This is a genomic window from Lacihabitans soyangensis (assembly GCF_024343775.1).
In the GTDB taxonomy this organism is placed as follows: Bacteria; Bacteroidota; Bacteroidia; order Cytophagales; family Spirosomataceae; genus Leadbetterella; species Leadbetterella soyangensis.
The window spans coordinates 46,766-65,380 of sequence record NZ_RJUF01000003.1 but is presented as its reverse complement, the minus strand read 5'-3'; the positions used below and the strand labels follow the sequence as shown (position 1 = coordinate 65,380).

Genomic DNA, 18,615 nt, shown 5'->3' with positions numbered 1-18,615 from the left:
GATTATTTCAATTTTTGGTAGCTGTTTTTTAGCAAAACTCCAAATTGTACGAAGGCTCATAAATATAAACCCCGTATTTTTGAGGTACAACAATTAAAGAAATCGCATGGAAGGACTGATAGTTCTCATTTTTATCATTGGTTATGCAGCTATCGTGTTAGAGCATAAATTATCAATTAATAAGTCGGCATCGGCATTATTGACAGGTGTACTCTGCTGGACCATTGTAGCTTTGGTATCTACCAATATAGAGGAAACCTTGCATCATCTGAACGAACATTTGAGCGAAATTGCTAGCATTTTGTTCTTTTTAATGGGAGCCATGACCATTGTTGAGCTTATAGCTACCTATGGTGGTTTTGAGATAATTACCGATCGAATAAGCACCAAAAGTCAATCAGGGCTATTATGGATTATTGCCTTAATTACTTTCTTTATGTCGTCACTTTTGGATAACCTTACTACAACCATAGTGATGGCTACCCTTGTAAGCAAAATAGTACATGATAGTAAATTGAGACTGATGTATGTGGGAATGATTGTTATTGCTGCCAATGCTGGTGGAGCATGGTCTCCAATTGGTGACGTTACAACGACTATGCTTTGGATTGGTGGACAAATTTCAACTGGTAATATTATTTCACAATTGTTTTTACCTTCAATTGTGAGTCTGCTGATACCCTTACTAGTACTTTCTTCTCAAATGAAAGGTACATTGCCTATAAAAGAAGAAAATAGCAAAAATACTGATTCTGAAGAAGTTACATTTGGCAAAAACATAATATTTTGGGTTGGACTAATAGGTTTATTATCAGTTCCAGTTTTTAAATCGGTCACTCATTTGCCTCCATTTATGGGGATGTTATTGGCATTAGGAACCATTTGGGCTGTGGCAGAGACCTTGATTAAGAACAAATCGGAAGATGTAAAAAACAGGCTGTCAATTTTCAGAGTCATAGAAAAAATAGACATGCCAAGCATTTTGTTTTTTCTTGGAATATTATTGGCCGTAGGAGCATTACAAACCATGGGAATGTTAACCTCCGTGGCCACTTGGCTAACCGATAATCTAAAAAATCAAACTGTAGTGGTGACTATAATAGGTCTTTTGTCCGCAATTGTTGACAACGTGCCATTGGTGGCTGCAGCCATGGGTATGTATAGCTTAGAACAATTTCCGATGGATGATCCATTTTGGGAGCTTTTGGCTTTTTGTGCGGGTACAGGCGGAAGTATTTTGATCATCGGCTCGGCGGCAGGTGTTGCTGCCATGGGAATTGCCAAAATAGAATTCTTCTGGTATCTAAAAAAAATGAGTTGGCTGGCTTTGATAGGATATTTTGCGGGAATTGGCGTGTTTTTATTGCAAAAAATGATATTTTAGTTTTTAGAAATTAATCGATAGAAAAAGACCTCTAGGCAACGGCCTGAAGGTCTTTTGTGTTTAGGACGACCACAAACCAAATCTTTTCGTATTTTTGGATATTAATATTCAACCAATCAAAATTATCATGAAAAACAAGTATTTTTTATCTTTAGCTGTGCTATTTCTATTTAGCATTTCGGCATTTTCTCAAAAACAATTCAAAGTTTTATTGTTTACAAAAACCGCAGGCTGGCACCATGAGTCAATTCATGAAGGCGTGGAGGCCATCCGAAAAATGGGAGAAAGACATTTCTTCGATGTCGATTGGCAAGAAAACACCATGTTTATCAATGAGAAAAATCTAGAGAAGTATCAGGTTATAATTTTCTTGAACACCACCGCAGATGTTTTGAACGACGAACAACAAAAAGCAGTCGAGAAATTTATACAAGCAGGCAAAGGCTGGGTAGGTATTCATAGTGCCTCAGACACCGAATATGAATGGCCTTGGTACACCAAAATGGTGGGCATGATGTTCAAAATTCATCCAGCAAACCAAACGGCCTATTTGAGAGTACAAGACAGCAATTTCCCAGGAATGGAGCGTTTCCCGAAAAAACTCCTTTGGACCGACGAATGGTACGAGTTCCAAACTCCAGCAAAATCCAATGATTTGAAAATTCTGGTAACCGTTGACGAAAAAACATATAACCCTGCTGCCAAATGGGGACCAAACGAAGGCAAAGGCATGGGAGCAGTCCACCCTATCAGTTGGTATCACCCTTATGATGGTGGAAGAGCATTTTATACAGCTTTAGGTCATATTCCTTCCACATTCTCAGATCAAACCTTCCTTGACCACATCTATGGCGGCATCTATTGGGCTGCTACAGGGAAGGGGATTGAGTAAAAAAAGCAAAAGGCATTTAGGCACAAGGCATTTAGATAAAAATCTTAGTTTTCTATGTGCCTATGTGTTTAAAAAACCAAAATGAGCAAAGCGAAAACTTTGTGAAACTCAAAATCGCAAAGTGAATAAAAAGAAAACCTCTGAGAAACTCTGGGCCAGAATAAAAAATGGACATAACAAAGATAGAAATAGACCAAAAAGATACTCTTGAAGAGATCTTTCAAATCTATGAAACGTCATTTCCAGCAAACGAGCGTCAGACTTTAGAAACATTAAAAATCAGACTTAAAGAAGACAAAGAAGTACTTTTTGCAGCTAAAATCAATAATGAAGTGGTAGGCATTGGGTTCTTGTTTGATTTACGTGGGTCTGATTTTTTACTTTTAGACTATTTGGCCGTCAAGGAAAATCACCGAGGCCAACAAATAGGAGAGAGGCTCTTTGAATTTCTAAAAAGCTATTCCAAGAGGCACCATAAACACCTTTTGATGGAAGTGGATGATCCAGAATATGGAGAAGACAAACCTTCAAGAATAAAACGAATAGCTTTTTACCAAAAAAATGGTGCATATTGGCTGAAAGACGTAAAATATATTCTACCCGCATTAGACAAGACTCTCCCAACCGAACAAATCCTAATGGTAGTACCAAAGAATGTAGAAAGCGAGTTTTCTGGACAAGAAATCCATAGGTTGGTAAAAGTACTTTATTCTGAGCTATATGGGATTTCGGGTGAGGATGAAGACAACCTATTAAAAATAGTCTCTTCCATTGCTAAAAAGGTTCAAGTTTCAAAGTTTTTATAATTTAAAACACAAGCAAATCCGGTTCAATATATTCCTTCCTAGTCCTTTCGTCTTTTAAAATGTCAAAACTATAGTGTTGATCTAGCAATTGTTTGAAGCCATATTTTAATGGTGGAAAGGCTTGAATAAAATCCAGAAAAGTATCAGTTTTGGCCTTTTCCATAAAATGGTTGACCATGTTCATGGAGGCAACGGTTAAGGTTTTATTAAACTTTTCCTCCGCTCCAAGAGGTTTTACAAAAGCCAAAATCTGTTCGCAAATTATTTCTGCACCGAGTTTGAGGCCATGATTTTGAATCATTATCCAAGCCAATCTTAAGTGTGCCTCGTGTGTAAAAATCTCAGGGCTAAGGGTTTTGTTGTAAAACTGTTGGGAAAATTCTACATCAGAAAGTAAGTGGTGTTTTTCTGGCAAAAAAGCAAATTCATTCTCAATCGGCAGCTTTTCCAAATCAGGCTCTACCCATTCTTTTCTTGCCTCAAATGAAAATAAAGTCTCCTGGGTATAATAGTTAAAAGCCAGATTTCGACTTGCCCAATCTGAATTTACAAACACCTCAGCAGTTTCTTCAAACGTTTTTGTTTCGTTTAATTTCACAAAATTTGCGGCTATCAAAAGCCAAAACCGAGTCAGGGTTTCATGGTAACCTTGTGTTTCGGAATTGGGCGTTCCTACCGAAGTATTGTAGGTTTTGATATGATATCGTAACAAATCCAAAGCCTTTGGCAAATCATAGGTTTTGCAATACCAGATGGCTACAATCAAATGGGCCTCGTGTGTCCATTTTTCTTTTGGTAAAGTCCATGAGGTAAACTCACCCACTAAAATTTCGTAATCGCTCATTTTAAAAAATCATAGGTAGCCTTCGCTATTTCAGCAATAATTCTTTCGTTGGTTTCTATTTTTTCTTTCGATTTGCTCACAAAAACGGCTATCGCAAACTGGTTTCCGTTTGGTAAAGTAATTATACCGATATCGTTTACTGCGGCCATTTCGCCAGTTTGTTTGTTGTTACCCGAGGTTCCAGTTTTGTGTGAAACGACAGTTCCTTTTGGTAACAATCCTTTTAATCTATTTGGGCCAGTGGAGGTCTCCAGAAGCAATTTTTGAACAAATGCTCTACTTTTCGACGATAATATTTTTCCATTGTTTAAGGCTTTTAAGAGCTCTACCGCAGAGTTTGGCGAAGAGTAATTTTCAAACTGTGGCTCCCAAGAGGCCTGCATAACGGTTTCATTGTGTTTAATTTGTACGTCTTTCATGCCTATTTTTTTGAGATAATCGTCTACCACTTTTGGCCCACCAATAAGGTCGAGTAAAACTTCACAACCTACATTGTCGCTCTCAGATACGGTTGGTTTTAGAATTTCGGCAAGTGTTAGTTTTACATTTCCTTGTGGGTATTTATCTCGCAAAGGACTGTACCAATCGGGCTGCATGCGTTCTTTTGAAATGTAAACCTTCTGTGCCAAGCTTAAATTACCCTTGTCAACCAAATCCAAAACCGCCAGAGCAATGTGAAACTTAAAAACACTTTGCATGGGGAAATGCTCGGTTTGGTTGATACCATAAGATTTTTTGGTTTTAAAATCATAAACGGATACCCCAACTTTGGCATTTCGATCTTTTAAGATTTTCTGAAAAGTATTTTCTAATGTTTGACCAAAAACATTTATCGAGATGGAAAACAGAACTAGAACTTTTAAAAAACGCATAAAAAATGATGATTTTAAAGGTATTTGTGATTCTTTTAGAAGTAAGAAATTTAAAGATTTAGACCCATTTTCCAGCCTGCTTTCAAGAGTTTTTCTGGAGGTTTGGTTCTTAGATATTTGGGCATCTGAAACCCTAACTGTAACGAAATGCCCTCTTTAATTTTGTTTTTTCGGTCGGAGTTTTGCGATTCTAAAGGAACTTTTTTTACTGAAAAATGAAATCCAAAGCCTAAAAACCTATCCATTTCTTCGGTTATTTCGGCTTCTTGTTTTTCAACTATTTGCTTTGGCTGTTTATCAAAATCGATTTTTTCGCTAAACAATAGTCCCTTCCTTTGGGCATTTGCTTCGCTCAAAACTCCGATTATAATAAATATCAACAATACAATTCGCATGGAGAAGTGATAATATCCTAAAGTTATTCTTATTTATGAAAAAAGGCAAGAAAAGTTTTTGAAACAAAAAAATCCCGCCAATTGCTCAGCGGGATTTTAGTATTATCTTTTAACCTTCACAATCAAATCATTCCTTTTTTCAAAAGGTATTCTGCAATTTGAACGGCATTTGTGGCGGCACCTTTACGAAGGTTGTCTGCTACACACCAAAGGTTTAGTGTATTAGCCTGAGATTCGTCTCGACGGATACGGCCTACAAAAACCTCGTCTTTCCCGTGTGCTGTGATGGGCATTGGATAAAGGAAATTGGCAGGGTCGTCTTGTACAATCACACCTTCAGTAGCTGCCAGTAATTCACGAACAGTTGCCAAATCAAAATCATTCTCAAACTCGATGTTTACCGCCTCAGAGTGACCACCAATAGTAGGAATACGAACCGTGGTAGCTGTAACCTTGATGCTATCGTCGCCCATGATTTTGTTGGTTTCTTTGATCATCTTCATTTCTTCTTTGGTGTAACCATTGTCCTGGAACACATCGATATGAGGAAGAACATTCAGGTCGATTTTATGAGGATACACTTTAGCAACGCTATCGTCACCAGCTCTTTCAGCAAAAAGTTGGTCAACAGCAGCTTTACCAGTACCCGTAACAGACTGATAGGTAGATACCACCACTCGTTTGATTTTGTATTTTTCGTGCAAAGGCTTCATTACTACCACCATCTGTATGGTTGAGCAGTTTGGATTTGCAATGATTTTGTCTTCTGCGGTCAACACATCAGCGTTTACCTCTGGCACCACCAATTTTTTGGTTGGGTCCATACGCCAAGCCGAGGAATTGTCGATAACCGTAATGCCGGCCTCGGCAAATTTGGGTGCCATTTCTAGAGATGTACCACCACCAGCTGAGAAAATAGCGACATTGGGTTTCATTTTGATGGCATCGTCATAACCTACAACGGTAAATTCTTGGCCCTTAAATAAGATTTTTTTCCCGATACTACGCTCAGAGGCAACTGGGATGATTTCGGATACTGGGAAATTTCTTTCCGCCAAAACTTTCAAGATTTCGCCACCCACTAGACCGGTAGCTCCTACTACTGCAACTTTCATGATAATTAATCTTACCCCCCGACCCATGGCAGGGTATTTAAATTATTGATAAAGAGAGAGGTCTATTCTCTTTTTGTTGAATTTGTTGTAAACGTATTGATGGGTGTAAATGGGATGCAAAATTAAGAAAAAGAATTTTGAAATGAAATAGGAGGGCTATATTAGTGAAACGATTTTTCAATTGGTCTAATAGTAGTAAATGATGCCGATAATCAATATAGCGAAAGGGTTTTACCAAGCCCAAATGCGTTCTGGAGTAATACAAAAATGCATTCTTACATCAAATTGGTCGGTATCATCAATAGAATCTATTGGTTCGAAAAGCGAAAGTCCAACAATGGTGGTGTCTTTGGTGGCGTATTGTAGAAATCTATCGTAATAACCTTTGCCATAGCCCACTCGATTTCCTTTTTTGTCGAAAGCCAAGAGAGGAACAAAAATCAGAATGTCTTCGGTTTTGAATAGTTCAAAGAAGGCCTCCGAACTAAGGGAATCGGTTAAGTCTAAGGGTTCGTCAATTCCCCATCGGTTAGTTTCTAGATTGGTGGTGGCTTCAAATTTTACATGGAGCAATTCACCATTATCTAAGCTTTTGGAAATATAAATATCAGGAGCAAAATCCCGACGAAGGGTTTCTAAAATCAGAAGAGAATCTACCTCATTATTTCTTTTTATAGGTAAATACAAATGAATTGGCGAATAGCGGTGAATCATGAGTCTACTAAACAGCAGGTCGCGTATCCGCCCGTTCATTTTTTCAATTTCTTGAGAATTTAGACCCTTTCGGAGGTCTTTAAAGTGCACTCTTGCTTCAGTTTTTCTCACAGTTTGTTGCGATTTTAATCATATTGCGAAAAAATTTACAATTTGACCTTTTTTAAATAAAATATCTTCGGAGTTTGGTAATTCTACAAATCCATCGGCATCGCTAAGGCTTATAAAGTCTCCAGAGCCATTGTGCTTAAGCGGAAATGCCATTAAAGTACCCGCAACGTTTTCGATTTTTACTTGTAAAAAATAGCTTAGTTGTGGTTTGAACTGGATGTCTTCTCCTAGAATTACTTTTTCAAAATCTTTTTTTAATGAACCCAAGCATTTCTCTAAAAAAGGCAAAACATAAAGGATGGTACAGAGATAAGTTGAAACCGGATTTCCAGGTAGAGCAAATACCATGTTTTTTGCCGTTTTACCAAACCACATCGGCTTGCCCGGCTTCTGGGCTATTTTGTGGAAAATAGTTTCGACATTATTGGCTTTTAAAGCTTCAGGAATAAAATCTTTTTTACCCATTGATACTCCACCTGAAAAAATCAAAACTTCAAAGTTTTTCAGCAATTCAGCGATTTTCAAGATGGAGTTTTCTAAATCATCAGCAATATGAAAATATGAGACAGAGACATTTAACTTTTTCAACAAAGCACCAACAGCATACACATTTGACTTTCTGATCTGGTGTGGAAGCGGAATTTCTGTAATCTCCACCAACTCATCTCCAGACGAAACTATGGCCACATTTGGAAGTTCAAAAACATCAAGTGTTTGTTTGCCAATAGTAGCTGCTAAAGCCAAATGCGAGGCATCAAGTTTGGTGCCTCGTTGAAGTACCAACTCCCCAGCTTTTTTGTCTTGACCTTGATGATGCACATTCTGTCCTTTTTGAATTTCAGAATTTATCGTAGCGAAGCCGTCAACAATTTTTAGATCTTCATATCTAACCACCGCAGAAGTATTCTTTGGCAAAACCCCTCCAGTCATGATTTCAATGCAGTTTTGAGAGGTGTGTAATGTGCTTTGCAAATCACCAGCACCCTGCATTTCTTGGATTTTGAACGTCCGTTGCCCATTTTCAAATACTTGAAAATCAATGGCAATTCCGTCCATTGTTACTCTATCATAAGGCGGAAAATCCCTATCTGCAAATAGGTCTTCGGCCAAAATTCTACCAAGGGCATCTTCAAACGGAACGCTTATTTTTCTTAAAGAAATTGAGTTTTCAAGAATAAGGGCAAGTGCTTTTTCTACCGAAATCATTCAATTAAATTTAAAAATTTCTTGGTTACGTTCATTGATGGGCAATTCTCTTTCTCTCAAAAATCCACCATTTCTTCCACTAAAAACAGCCTTCAGTTCAGCAACGATAGAAAGTGCTATTTCCTCAGGTGTAGAGGCTCCCAAGTCAAGTCCGGTCGGAGCAAAAATTTTGTTTGAATCAATTTTGGTGCCTTCAGCGGCTAGTTCATTCAAAATTCTTTCAGAACGGGTTTTTGGGCCAAGCATACCGATGTATTTTACGGTGGAAGTTGTCAATTTTCTGAGATTCTTTTTGTCTATTTCCAGCGAGTGCGACATCAGCAGGGCGGCTGAGTTTTTGTTTAATAAGTTCTCAGAAAAATCACTCGGAGCAATAATCGTGAGGTTTTCACGATTTTGAATTTTGTTTGGTTCAGACACAATTCTTACTTCCCAATACAACATTTTCAGAAGCTCAATAAGTGGATAAATATCGTATTGATTTCCAAATAGATAGACTGTTATAGGTTTTGGAAGAATTTCCACAAAAAGCCGAAGCTCATTATCGATATTATAATTTTTTGATTTTTCGAGAGCTAAAATTTCTTCAGAAAAAAGCCCGACATCCAAATGATTTTTCAGAAAATCAATGCTTTGTTTTGATTCGAAATAGAAAAGTTTTCCTAGTAATTCTGGTTCTTTTAAAGAATTCGTGATGACAACAAGCGGTTTATTGTTATTTTCAAAACTCTTCTTCAGAATTTCTATGGGATTGTTTTCGTTCTCAAAATCTACCGGAATAAACAACACATCTATCACACCGTTACAGCCAAGGCCTACGCCTATTTGATTGTCATCGCCTTTTGTGGTGTCATATCTTACCAACTCTGGTTTGGACTTCAGAATTGCCATTCTTGCTTTTTTGAGGGCGTCGCCTTCCAGACAGCCACCGCTTATTCCACCTTCCCAAAATCCATCCTCAGAAACCAACATTCTGGCTCCAGTTCTGCGGTAGGAGGAACCTTCTACATAAACCACCATGGCCAAGGCACAAGCCACGTCGGCCTTGCGTTTTAGGGTCTCATAAAAAGCAATTATCCTTGTAATCTCTTTCATTTCGGTAAATAACGCACCAATTTCTGCATTTTTTTTGAGGAGGAGTAAAAAATGTTCATTTTTGTCTAATCAAAGATGAGTTTTTGAATAGATAAATTGGTAAAAAAAGAAACGTTCAAAGAAACAGGTTTCTCGAAAAGTAAGCATGATAACATTAAAATTACTTTGTTTTGGAATAACCAAAGAGATGGTGGGAGGTTTTGAAAAAACAATTGACCTGCCTGAAAAAAGTTCTGTTGCAGACTTGTTGGTTTCTTTAAAAACACAATATCCCGAGCTCGTGAAACTGAATTCTTTGAGGGTTGCGGTAAATGAAGAATATGCTGAAGACTCGCTGGTTTTGAATCATAGAGACGAAGTTGTACTTATACCTCCAGTGAGCGGTGGCTGAAACAGAAAAAAATATCCAAATTGTATTGAGCGATGAGCCTTTAGAGTTATCGGCTTGTCAAGCTTTTGTGGAAAGTCCCGACTGCGGCGGCATAGTGCATTTTGTAGGTACCGTGCGAAACCACACCAAAGGAATGGAGGTGGTAAGGCTTGATTTTGAGGCATATAAACCCATGGCTATTTCAGAAATGAAAAAAATTGCTCAGCAAGCCATCGACTTGTTTTCCATAAAAAAAATTGCCATTCATCACAGAGTCGGGTTACTCCAAATTGGCGAAATTCCAGTCATAATTTCGGTGTCTTCTCACCACCGTAAAGCGGCTTTTGAGGCATGTCAATATGCCATTGATACCCTTAAGGAAACCGTGCCTATTTGGAAAAAGGAAATTCTCGAAAACGGAGAAGTTTGGGTAAGTGCCACACCTTGAGCGTATCGAATCTCAAAAGAAAACCTTTAGAACAGACATTTAATAAGAAAATTTACTAATTTGAATTCCAAAATTCAACCTTAGTAAAAAATGTCTTTTCTGCGTTATTTTATCGGAGCCTTTCTAATACTTGGTTTATACTCTTGCAGTATTTTCGAAGAAAAAATCGATTACAGCTCTCAGGTAAAACCCATCATCAATAAAAACTGTATCAGCTGCCATGGCGGTGTAAAAAAACAAGGAGGATACAGCCTGTTGTTTAAAGAAGAGGCTTTCTCAAAAGGTAAATCTGGCAGAATTGGCATTGTACCTGGCGATGCATCGGCAAGTGAATTTATCAGAAGGCTAACCTTAAAAGACCCCGAAGAACGCATGCCTCATGAAAAAGAACCACTTTCTGATGAAGAAGTTAAAATTCTCACCAAGTGGATTGACCAAGGTGCAGAGTGGGAGCAACATTGGGCATTTGTGCCTGTCTCGAACCCAGAAGTTCCAAAAATAAACAACGATTGGTTAAAGAACGACATTGATAAATTTATCTACGAAAATGCAGAAAGACAAGGCCTTAAAACGTCGAGTTTAGCTCCTAAAGAAGATTTGGCCAGAAGAGCAGCTTTAGATGTTATAGGGTTTCCAGCATCAGATAAAACAAAAGCCATTTTTTTGAAAAATAACCTGTACGAAACCTATGTCGATAGCCTTTTGGCTTCGCCTGCTTACGGTGAAAAATGGACTTCTATGTGGCTGGATATGGCCAGATATGCCGATACAAAAGGTTATGAGCGTGATGGTGGCCGAAATATTTGGAGATACCGCGATTGGCTCATAAAAGCTTTCAATGCCGACATGCCTTATGACCAGTTTTTGAAAGAACAAATAGCAGGAGATCTCCTTCCAGAACCATCCGAAAACCAACTTATAGCTACGGCATTTCACCGAAACACCATGACCAACGACGAAGGTGGAACAGATAACGAGGAGTTTAGGACTGCGGCGGTATTGGACAGAGTAAACACTACTTGGGAAACTCTGATGGGCACTTCGTTTTCGTGTGTGCAATGCCATAGTCACCCTTATGACCCCATAAGATTTGAAGAATATTATAAATTCTTGGCCTTTTTCAACAACAGTCGCGACGAGGACACCTACTCTGAATACCCTGTTTTAAGGCATTTTGATGAAAAACAAAGAGCAGATTTGGCTCGTGTGGACAATTGGCTCGCCAAAACTTTTTCTGCCAATGAAAAGAAAGAACTTATCACTTTTCTGAAAACGCTCCAACCTTCGCACAATTCTCTCAAATGCGACGAGATGCTAAATGCTGCCTTGGCCGATACCAAGTGGCTAGCCATGAGAAACAACTCCTCGGCACGACTGAAATCAGTTAATCTGGAAGGGAAAACTAAACTCATAATGAATTTTAAGGTTTATGTCAAAGGCGTTTTTGAGATTAAAACGGATAATTTAAACGGAAAAACGCTAGGTTCGTATAAACTTAGCCCTGAAAAAGAAAAAGGAGGCTGGCGAACAATAGAGTTGCCGATAAATGCTACTTCTCGCGTTCATGATTTATTTTTTACATTTAAAAGCCCAGAACTGAAAGATCCAAACGCCAACGGAATCATGTTTGATTGGTTTTATTTTACAAAAGGACTTCCCGATAATTCTCCCGAAAACAAAACGGTTTTTTGGAATCTCCTCAATGCTCCAGTAGAACAAACTCCCATCATGTTTGAAAACCCAGCCGATTTTTCTCGTAAAACGCGAATTTTTGAGCGAGGAAGCTGGTTATCACAAGGTAATGAGGTGTCGCCAGCAGTGCCTGCGGTATTAGGAAAACTACCCAAAGGTGCCCCAACAAACCGGCTCGGTTTGGCCCTTTGGATGACTTCAAAAGAAAATCCATTAGTTGCCAGAACGATGGTCAATAGAGTTTGGGAGCAAATATTCGGTACTGGTTTGGTAGAAACCTTAGAGGATTTAGGTTCGCAAGGTGCCGTGCCCACCAATCAGGCTTTGCTTGATTACTTGAGTTATAAATTTATGAATGATTACAACTGGTCGGTGAAAAAGCTTATCAAAGAAATCATGCTATCGGCTACTTACCAACAAGACTCCAAACTAACACCCGAAGGCATTGAAAAAGACCCTTCCAACAGATATTTGGCTCGTGGTCCGAGGGTAAGGCTTTCTGCTGAACAGATACGTGACCAAGCTCTGGCCATTAGCGGTGTATTAAATCCCAAAATGTACGGCCCACCCGTAATGCCATACCAGCCAGAAGGTATTTGGAGCTCGCCTTACAGTGGTGACAAATGGATAAAAGCTCAAAACGAAAACCAATATCGAAGAGCAGTTTATACTTTTTGGAAACGCACCAGTCCTTATCCGTCAATGATTTCTTTCGATGGCGTGGGTAGAGAGATTTGTGTTTCTCGCCGTATCCGTACAAACACCCCTTTGCAAGCTTTGGTGACTTTAAATGACTCTGTTTATGTGGATTTATCTGCGAAGTTGGCTCAAAAATCGCTTTCAGTTTCCAAGAACAATTTTCAAGAAAGTATTAAAAAAGCCTATGGTTTTGCCATAGGAAAAGAAATGAAAAAAGAGAAATTTGATATTCTTTTAAGGCTTTATCAAAGCACACTTACACTCTATAAAAAAGACCCAAGCAAAAGTAAGGAGCTTTTGGGCAATCCAAATCCCGAGCTGGCCGCTTTGGTTTTGGTTTGTAATTCTATTTTAAATCTCGATGAAGTAATCACTAAAAGCTGATGGATAAGATATTACAAGAGGCATTGATTAGGCAATTGGAAAAAGAAACCCGTAGGAATTTCTTGAAGGGTAGTTTTATGGGTTTAGGAGGATTGGCCTTGAGTTCTATTTTAGGATGTAGTAAAGATTCAAAAACCGCCCAAAATATTTTTGACCCGCAGAATCCACTGGCTCCCAGACCACCTCATTTTGTACCAAGGGCCAAATCGGTCATTTACTTACACATGGCGGGGGCACCTTCACAGTTGGAGCTTTTCGACTATAAACCCGAGCTGGCCAAACTCGATGGGCAGGATTGTCCGCAGTCGTTTTTAGAAGGGAAAAAGTTTGCGTTTATTCGTGGTGTACCAAAAATGCTCGCCTCGCAAGCTGTTTTTAAGCAGCACGGACAGTCTGGAGCATTCATTAGCAATTACCTCCCACACTTGTCTACCGTGGCTGACGAAATAAGTTTTTTGAAAGCCGTTACTACTGACCAGTTCAATCATGCTCCTGCCCAATTGTTGATGCAAACGGGCAGTGCCAGATTGGGCCGACCAAGTATGGGCTCATGGGTGACCTACGGTTTGGGCTCTGAAAACAATAATTTGCCTGCCTTTGTAGTGCTTACCTCCGGCGGAAACAATCCCGATGCTGGAAAAAGCATTTGGGGAAGCGGATTTCTACCGTCGGTTTATCAGGGTGTGCAGTGTAGGTCAGAAGGAGACCCAGTTTTGTTCATCAAAGACCCTAATGGCATAACTCGAGATATCAGAAAGGCCTCCATTGAAGCGATAAACGAGATAAACCAAGCGGAATTTAAGGAATACGGTGACCCTGAAATTTTGAGTCGTATAAGTCAGTACGAAATGGCTTACAAAATGCAGATTTCGGCTCCTGAAGTTATGAATATCAACAGTGAGCCGCAGTACATCCACGAGATGTATGGCACTAAACCAGGCAAGACGAGTTTTGCTAACAATGTTCTTTTAGCAAGAAAACTGGTGGAAAACGGTGTGAGATTCGTACAACTCTACGACTGGGGATGGGATACGCACGGTACAGATGCCGGAGGAGCATTAGACATAGGCCTCATGAATAAATGCCGGAGTGTGGATAAAGCCATAACGGCACTCATTTTAGACCTCAAACAAAGAGGACTTTTAGACGAAACACTCATCGTTTGGGGTGGAGAGTTTGGGCGTACACCCATGGCTGAAAACCGTGACGGCAAACCGAATGCCTTCAAGGGTAGAGACCACCATGCTGAGGCTTTTACAATGTTTATGGCTGGTGGAGGCATAAAACCGGGAGTAAGTCATGGCGAAACTGACGAATTGGGTTACTCGGCAATTGCTGGTAAAGTAAACCCTCACGATATTCAGGCAACCATCATGAATCAGCTGGGATTTGACCATGAAAAACTTACCTTCGATTTTCAAGGACGTTCTTTCCGATTGACAGATTTGGAAGGGAAAGTGGTGCGGGAGTTGGTGGGGTGATTTTATGGAACACAGATGAAACAGATGCAAAGGCAGCACTGATTTTCACTGTTTTTTTAGAATTTATTTACAAACAGTTATTATTTTTCTTAATTCAATTTATAATCCGTGTCTATCTGTGGTGCTTATTCCGATAGCTATCGGAATGTCATCAGTGTTCAATTTCAAGTAAAGTAAACCAAATGAACCGTAGAAATTTCATAACAAATACCCTAGCAACCACCGCTGCCATGGCAACATCAGCAGAGGTTTTGGCTCAAAAAAGCACAAAAACTATCCTGGAAGTTATCGTTTTAGCCACAAATTGGGGTTTCGAAGGCTCGGTGGATGCTTTATGTGCAAAGGTTAAAAAGGCTGGCTACGACGGCCTCGAACTTTGGTGGCCAACCAAAGAAGCTGATCAAAAAGAGCTTTTTGCGGCCTTGGAAAAGTACCAACTCAAGATAGCTTTTCTATGTGGAGGTAGCGGTTCCGATTTCGAAAAGCATTTTGCCCAATACAAAAAAGCCGTGAATGAGGCCTTGGCCACAAAACCTTTATACATCAATAGCCATTCGGGCAAAGATTATTTCAGTTTTGAGCAAAATGCCAAAATCGTGGAGTTTACGATTGACCGAATGGAAGCTACGGGCATAAAAGTTTTGCACGAAACCCACCGAGGTCGGATGTGTTATTCGGCACCGATAACACGTAGTTTCCTGGAAAAGTATACCAAAATGAAACTCACACTCGACATCAGCCATTGGACAAATGTTCACGAGTCGATGTTAGGTGATCAAAAAGAGAATGTAGAATTGGCACTAAAACACGCTTATAACATCCATGCACGCATAGGCCACGAAGAAGGCCCACAAGTAAACGACCCACGTGCACCCGAGTGGAGGTATGCCCTCGATCAACACCTAGAATGGTGGGACAAAGTCATCGCTTTTCGTGAGGCCGAAGGAGCAAAAAGAATAACTTTTCTGACTGAATTTGGCCCGCCAAATTATCTGCAAACTTTACCTTTTACCAACCAACCCGTTGCAAATCAGTGGGATATAAATGTGCACATGTTGAATCTCATCAAAAATAGATACACCAAATGATTACGGAGTTCATCGGGAAGTTTCACCCTCTTTTGGTTCATTTACCTATCGGATTTTTCCTTTTGGCTTTTTTTTTGAAGGTCATTTCTTTTTGGAAAAACAAAGAATCCATTGATGCTATATTGCCCATCATGCTCATTTTGAGCTTCTTGGCCTCTGTATTTTCTTCAATTACAGGCTTTTTGCTTTCTCAAAGTGGCGAGTATGATGTTGAAATGGTGGACAAACACCAGTGGAGTGGCATAGCATTTACGGCATTGATATTAGTAGTTTATTTTTTTCGAAATAATGCCAAAATGGGTATTGTATCTTGGATAGGTTCAACCATTCTTCTGATGGTCGTCGGTCACTTGGGTGGCAGTTTAACCCATGGAGAGGATTTTTTGAGTATTCAGGGAGAAGTTGAGAAGGCACGGATAACTGACATTCAAAATGCCAAAGTTTATAATGACTTAGTACAGCCGATTTTGGAAGAAAAATGCTACAGTTGTCACTCATCGAAAAAGCAAAAAGGAAACCTTCGATTGGATAGCCCCGAGTTTATCCTGAAAGGGGGTAAAGAAGGAAAAAGTGTGGTGCCACATCAAACCGAGAAGAGTTTGATTAGCAAAAGGATTTTTATGCCTGAAGGAGAAGAGGAACACATGCCGCCTAAAGGTAAACCACAGCTCACAGAGGCTGAAACCAAGGTGTTAAATTGGTGGATAAAAGAAGGAGCTTCTTTTGATAAATTGGTAAAAGATTTTAACCAAACGCCTGAAATTAAGGCAGCTTTAATTTCATTCCAAAGCTCAGGAAATGATGAAAAAGGTCCGAAAATTTCGAATATTCCGGAAAAAGAGGTAGAAGCCGGTTCTGAACAGAGCATAGCTACTTTGAAGAAATCGGGAATTTTGGCCTTACCCGTGGCTGCAAATTCTAATTACTTACTTATAAATTTGAGAAATATTGACCCTTCCGATAAAGACTTGGAGGCGTTGAAATCGTTAAAGAAACAGATAGTTTGGTTTAATGCGTCGAATCTTAAAAATGCGGATCTTTTGGCCGCAACTCTTGGTGATTTAGACGAAATTCGCGTTTTGCACCTCAACAAAACCAATTTTTCAGATAAGGGAATGGCAGCTTTGAAAAACCTAAAACATCTCCAAATACTAAATTTAGCAAGTACAGCCGTTACAGAAAAAGGCTTGGAAAACATCAAAGGCTTGAGTGAATTACAGAAAGTGTATTTGTACCAATCAAAAGTGCGTTTTTCTAAACTAAAGATGGCTGATTTTCCAAAAATCAAGCTGGATACAGGTGGTTATAGCGTTCCAACATTGGTTACAGATACGAGTTTGGTCAAACCACCGATGTAATTTTGCTCTCAACTGCCGCTCTTTCTTCTGGCGTATTGGCATTGGTCAGTATTTCAGGATTCGATAGTCTTACCAATTCTATTTCCGAGTTTATAAGGACTTTTCGTGGGCAAGAATATCCGATGGTCAAGAAATTAAGTAGTGTTTGGTACACTTTGGGTTCCCAAATGGTGAATAGTGGATCAGGAAAATCTGTCTCAGGGTTATAACAAGCCGTGGCAAATTTAAAAGTGTTTCGGCTAGATATCAAGTTAGCAATATCCTCAGATTTAATCAATGGCATATCGCAAGCCACAACCAGCCAAGCAGAATTAGGGTCGTGCTGAAAAGCAGAAAGTATGGCTCCATAGGGGCCAAGTCCGATGAACTTGTCTGTTATCGTATTACCTTCGAATTCATTTTTTTGGTCATCGCGGCACGAAATAAATGGTTCGAGCCCCATTTTCTCCACAGTTTCATATAAAAATTGGTATTGCGGCTTGCCGTGATATTCAATGTTGGCTTTATCAGTGCCCATACGAGTACTTTTTCCTCCAGTGAGTATAAGAACTTTTAATAGTGCAGGTTTTACCTTTTCCAGAATTAAATCCGAAATTTTCGAAATTTCAGCTACTTTAAAAACCGAAATTTCTGGAGAAACTTCGAGCCAATCGTATATTTCGGTTTCGCCTTCATCGAGTATTACGGCTTTTATATCAGTCAGTTGACCTATTCGTTTTTTTAGCGAAGCTTCTTTTATAGAATTTATAATAACGATTTGACTTTTGGCCTCAAAATGATTGCCGTTTACCAACACAAGGTCTTGGTCATTGAGCAGAAATTTCTGTTCAAACTGAGATATCGTCTTTTTCCCTAAGCTTTTATGACTGATTTTGTCTTGAAAAATATTTTTAGAAAAAACTTCATTTTCGTTGCTTCCATGGTCAGCATCGACATAGATTGTATTTAAATCTGCCGGAAGGTTTTCGATTATTTTATCGACTAAACTCTCAATCAGGCCACACGGTGCCCCTAGAAATGCAATTTCGTTTCTTCCAAAAAAGCCAATATCTGGCTTTATTAATTTGGCGTGTTTTTCGTGCTTTTTCATTTTTTACCGCTAAGGCACTAGGCCGTAAAGATTTTTTTACCTTTAATTTACTAAAATACTTATCATTCAGAAAGTTTAAAGTTTTTCTTTCCACCCGTTTTTTCAATCAAACGAGTTTCTTTGATAACGATATTGTGTGACATGGCCTTGCACATATCATATATGGTAAGAGCGGCCACACTCGCACCCGTGAGAGCTTCCATTTCTATGCCTGTTTTACCCGAAAGCGAAGCGGTGCAGAGAATCTCAATGTCGTTTTTCCCAATGACTTTTATAGAAATTTGGCAATTTTCGAGTCCGAGAGGGTGGCAAAGGGGAATCAAATCGCCTGCTTTTTTGGCGGCCATCACACCAGCAATTATTGCGGTCTGAAATACCGGTCCTTTTTTGGTGTGAATATCCTCTCCAACAAATTTGGCCATGATTTCGTCGTCTACCACCACAATACTTCTTGCGGTTGCGGTTCGCTTGGTAACGGCTTTTTCACCAACATCTACCATTGATGGATTTCCGTGGACGTCTAGGTGAGTGAATGAGGACATAAATTATCTAAATTATTTCTTCAAAATTA

General features: G+C 39.3%; 18 protein-coding genes. 9 read left to right on the top strand and 9 right to left on the bottom strand.

Annotated elements, in window-relative coordinates; genetic code table 11:
- Nucleotides 1-106 precede the first annotated feature (106 nt).
- The 3 genes from nhaD to EGI31_RS02300 all read left to right on the top strand — a co-directional run bounded on the left by nhaD (nucleotide 107) and on the right by EGI31_RS02300 (nucleotide 3,082).
- On the top strand, nucleotides 107-1,384 hold the full coding sequence (gene nhaD, locus EGI31_RS02310) for a sodium:proton antiporter NhaD (protein WP_255035518.1): 1,278 nt from the start codon (nucleotides 107-109) through the stop codon (nucleotides 1,382-1,384).
- 127 nt (nucleotides 1,385-1,511) lie between these two features.
- Nucleotides 1,512-2,276: a ThuA domain-containing protein gene (locus EGI31_RS02305; protein WP_255035517.1), complete on the top strand. Its 765-nt coding sequence runs from the start codon at nucleotides 1,512-1,514 to the stop codon at nucleotides 2,274-2,276.
- A gap of 167 nt (nucleotides 2,277-2,443) precedes the next feature.
- A complete protein-coding gene (locus tag EGI31_RS02300) occupies nucleotides 2,444-3,082 on the top strand; it encodes a GNAT family N-acetyltransferase (protein WP_255035516.1) in 639 nt (212 codons plus the stop codon).
- Nucleotide 3,083: 1 nt separating this feature from the next.
- On the opposite strand, the gene EGI31_RS02295 is transcribed toward EGI31_RS02300, so the two are convergent.
- The 7 genes from EGI31_RS02295 to EGI31_RS02265 all read right to left on the bottom strand — a co-directional run bounded on the left by EGI31_RS02295 (nucleotide 3,084) and on the right by EGI31_RS02265 (nucleotide 9,434).
- Nucleotides 3,084-3,926, bottom strand: coding sequence for a hypothetical protein (locus EGI31_RS02295; RefSeq protein WP_255035515.1), 843 nt, complete (start codon nucleotides 3,924-3,926; stop codon nucleotides 3,084-3,086).
- Entirely contained in the window at nucleotides 3,923-4,798 is an 876-nt protein-coding gene (gene bla / locus EGI31_RS02290) for a class A beta-lactamase, subclass A2 (protein WP_255035514.1), read from the bottom strand. The genes EGI31_RS02295 and bla overlap by 4 nt, the downstream gene beginning before the upstream one ends.
- A gap of 50 nt (nucleotides 4,799-4,848) precedes the next feature.
- Nucleotides 4,849-5,193: a hypothetical protein gene (locus EGI31_RS02285; protein ID WP_255035513.1), complete on the bottom strand. Its 345-nt coding sequence runs from the start codon at nucleotides 5,191-5,193 to the stop codon at nucleotides 4,849-4,851.
- 122 nt (nucleotides 5,194-5,315) lie between these two features.
- Entirely contained in the window at nucleotides 5,316-6,308 is a 993-nt protein-coding gene (locus tag EGI31_RS02280) for an aspartate-semialdehyde dehydrogenase (protein WP_255035512.1), read from the bottom strand.
- Between the two features lie 231 nt (nucleotides 6,309-6,539).
- Nucleotides 6,540-7,133: a 5-formyltetrahydrofolate cyclo-ligase gene (locus EGI31_RS02275; protein WP_255035511.1), complete on the bottom strand. Its 594-nt coding sequence runs from the start codon at nucleotides 7,131-7,133 to the stop codon at nucleotides 6,540-6,542.
- A gap of 18 nt (nucleotides 7,134-7,151) precedes the next feature.
- Nucleotides 7,152-8,339 carry a molybdopterin molybdotransferase MoeA gene (locus EGI31_RS02270; RefSeq protein ID WP_255035510.1) on the bottom strand — a complete coding sequence of 396 codons (1,188 nt, stop codon included), beginning with the start codon at nucleotides 8,337-8,339 and terminating at the stop codon, nucleotides 7,152-7,154.
- Nucleotides 8,340-9,434: an XdhC family protein gene (locus tag EGI31_RS02265; protein WP_255035509.1), complete on the bottom strand. Its 1,095-nt coding sequence runs from the start codon at nucleotides 9,432-9,434 to the stop codon at nucleotides 8,340-8,342.
- A gap of 145 nt (nucleotides 9,435-9,579) precedes the next feature.
- On the opposite strand from EGI31_RS02265, the gene EGI31_RS02260 reads away from it, so the two are divergent.
- The 6 genes from EGI31_RS02260 (at nucleotide 9,580) to EGI31_RS02235 (ending at nucleotide 16,954) form a co-directional block, all read left to right on the top strand.
- A complete protein-coding gene (locus EGI31_RS02260; protein WP_255035508.1) occupies nucleotides 9,580-9,825 on the top strand; it encodes a MoaD/ThiS family protein in 246 nt (81 codons plus the stop codon).
- Nucleotides 9,818-10,252 carry a molybdenum cofactor biosynthesis protein MoaE gene (locus EGI31_RS02255; protein ID WP_255035507.1) on the top strand — a complete coding sequence of 145 codons (435 nt, stop codon included), beginning with the start codon at nucleotides 9,818-9,820 and terminating at the stop codon, nucleotides 10,250-10,252. The genes EGI31_RS02260 and EGI31_RS02255 overlap by 8 nt, the downstream gene beginning before the upstream one ends.
- 90 nt (nucleotides 10,253-10,342) lie before the next feature.
- Entirely contained in the window at nucleotides 10,343-13,027 is a 2,685-nt protein-coding gene (locus EGI31_RS02250; RefSeq protein WP_255035506.1) for a DUF1553 domain-containing protein, read from the top strand.
- Complete coding sequence (locus tag EGI31_RS02245) at nucleotides 13,027-14,508, top strand: DUF1501 domain-containing protein (protein WP_255035505.1); 1,482 nt, start codon at nucleotides 13,027-13,029, stop codon at nucleotides 14,506-14,508. Before EGI31_RS02250 ends, EGI31_RS02245 begins: the two co-directional genes overlap by 1 nt.
- Before the next feature lie 182 nt (nucleotides 14,509-14,690).
- Nucleotides 14,691-15,596 (top strand): sugar phosphate isomerase/epimerase family protein, encoded by a 906-nt coding sequence (locus tag EGI31_RS02240; RefSeq protein ID WP_255035504.1) that lies wholly within the window; start codon nucleotides 14,691-14,693, stop codon nucleotides 15,594-15,596.
- Nucleotides 15,593-16,954 (top strand): c-type cytochrome domain-containing protein, encoded by a 1,362-nt coding sequence (locus tag EGI31_RS02235; protein WP_255035503.1) that lies wholly within the window; start codon nucleotides 15,593-15,595, stop codon nucleotides 16,952-16,954. The genes EGI31_RS02240 and EGI31_RS02235 overlap by 4 nt, the downstream gene beginning before the upstream one ends.
- Here the strand turns inward: EGI31_RS02235 and EGI31_RS02230 are convergent.
- Both EGI31_RS02230 and moaC read right to left on the bottom strand, forming a co-directional pair.
- Nucleotides 16,938-18,044 carry an NTP transferase domain-containing protein gene (locus EGI31_RS02230; RefSeq protein ID WP_255035502.1) on the bottom strand — a complete coding sequence of 369 codons (1,107 nt, stop codon included), beginning with the start codon at nucleotides 18,042-18,044 and terminating at the stop codon, nucleotides 16,938-16,940. The two genes, EGI31_RS02235 and EGI31_RS02230, sit on opposite strands and share 17 nt — an antisense overlap.
- Before the next feature lie 62 nt (nucleotides 18,045-18,106).
- Entirely contained in the window at nucleotides 18,107-18,586 is a 480-nt protein-coding gene (moaC, locus tag EGI31_RS02225; protein ID WP_255035501.1) for a cyclic pyranopterin monophosphate synthase MoaC, read from the bottom strand.
- Nucleotides 18,587-18,615 lie beyond the last annotated feature (29 nt).

Coding starts and splice junctions, on each gene's coding strand:
- EGI31_RS02265 (WP_255035509.1), bottom strand. CDS start 9,434: ATGAAAGAGATTACAAGGATAATTGCTTTTTATGAGACCCTAAAACGC.
- EGI31_RS02245 (WP_255035505.1), top strand. CDS start 13,027: ATGGATAAGATATTACAAGAGGCATTGATTAGGCAATTGGAAAAAGAA.
- bla (WP_255035514.1), bottom strand. CDS start 4,798: ATGCGTTTTTTAAAAGTTCTAGTTCTGTTTTCCATCTCGATAAATGTT.
- EGI31_RS02240 (WP_255035504.1), top strand. CDS start 14,691: ATGAACCGTAGAAATTTCATAACAAATACCCTAGCAACCACCGCTGCC.
- EGI31_RS02230 (WP_255035502.1), bottom strand. CDS start 18,044: ATGAAAAAGCACGAAAAACACGCCAAATTAATAAAGCCAGATATTGGC.
- EGI31_RS02250 (WP_255035506.1), top strand. CDS start 10,343: ATGTCTTTTCTGCGTTATTTTATCGGAGCCTTTCTAATACTTGGTTTA.
- EGI31_RS02300 (WP_255035516.1), top strand. CDS start 2,444: ATGGACATAACAAAGATAGAAATAGACCAAAAAGATACTCTTGAAGAG.
- EGI31_RS02285 (WP_255035513.1), bottom strand. CDS start 5,193: ATGCGAATTGTATTGTTGATATTTATTATAATCGGAGTTTTGAGCGAA.
- EGI31_RS02260 (WP_255035508.1), top strand. CDS start 9,580: ATGATAACATTAAAATTACTTTGTTTTGGAATAACCAAAGAGATGGTG.
- EGI31_RS02235 (WP_255035503.1), top strand. CDS start 15,593: ATGATTACGGAGTTCATCGGGAAGTTTCACCCTCTTTTGGTTCATTTA.
- EGI31_RS02280 (WP_255035512.1), bottom strand. CDS start 6,308: ATGAAAGTTGCAGTAGTAGGAGCTACCGGTCTAGTGGGTGGCGAAATC.
- nhaD (WP_255035518.1), top strand. CDS start 107: ATGGAAGGACTGATAGTTCTCATTTTTATCATTGGTTATGCAGCTATC.
- EGI31_RS02295 (WP_255035515.1), bottom strand. CDS start 3,926: ATGAGCGATTACGAAATTTTAGTGGGTGAGTTTACCTCATGGACTTTA.
- EGI31_RS02270 (WP_255035510.1), bottom strand. CDS start 8,339: ATGATTTCGGTAGAAAAAGCACTTGCCCTTATTCTTGAAAACTCAATT.
- EGI31_RS02305 (WP_255035517.1), top strand. CDS start 1,512: ATGAAAAACAAGTATTTTTTATCTTTAGCTGTGCTATTTCTATTTAGC.
- moaC (WP_255035501.1), bottom strand. CDS start 18,586: ATGTCCTCATTCACTCACCTAGACGTCCACGGAAATCCATCAATGGTA.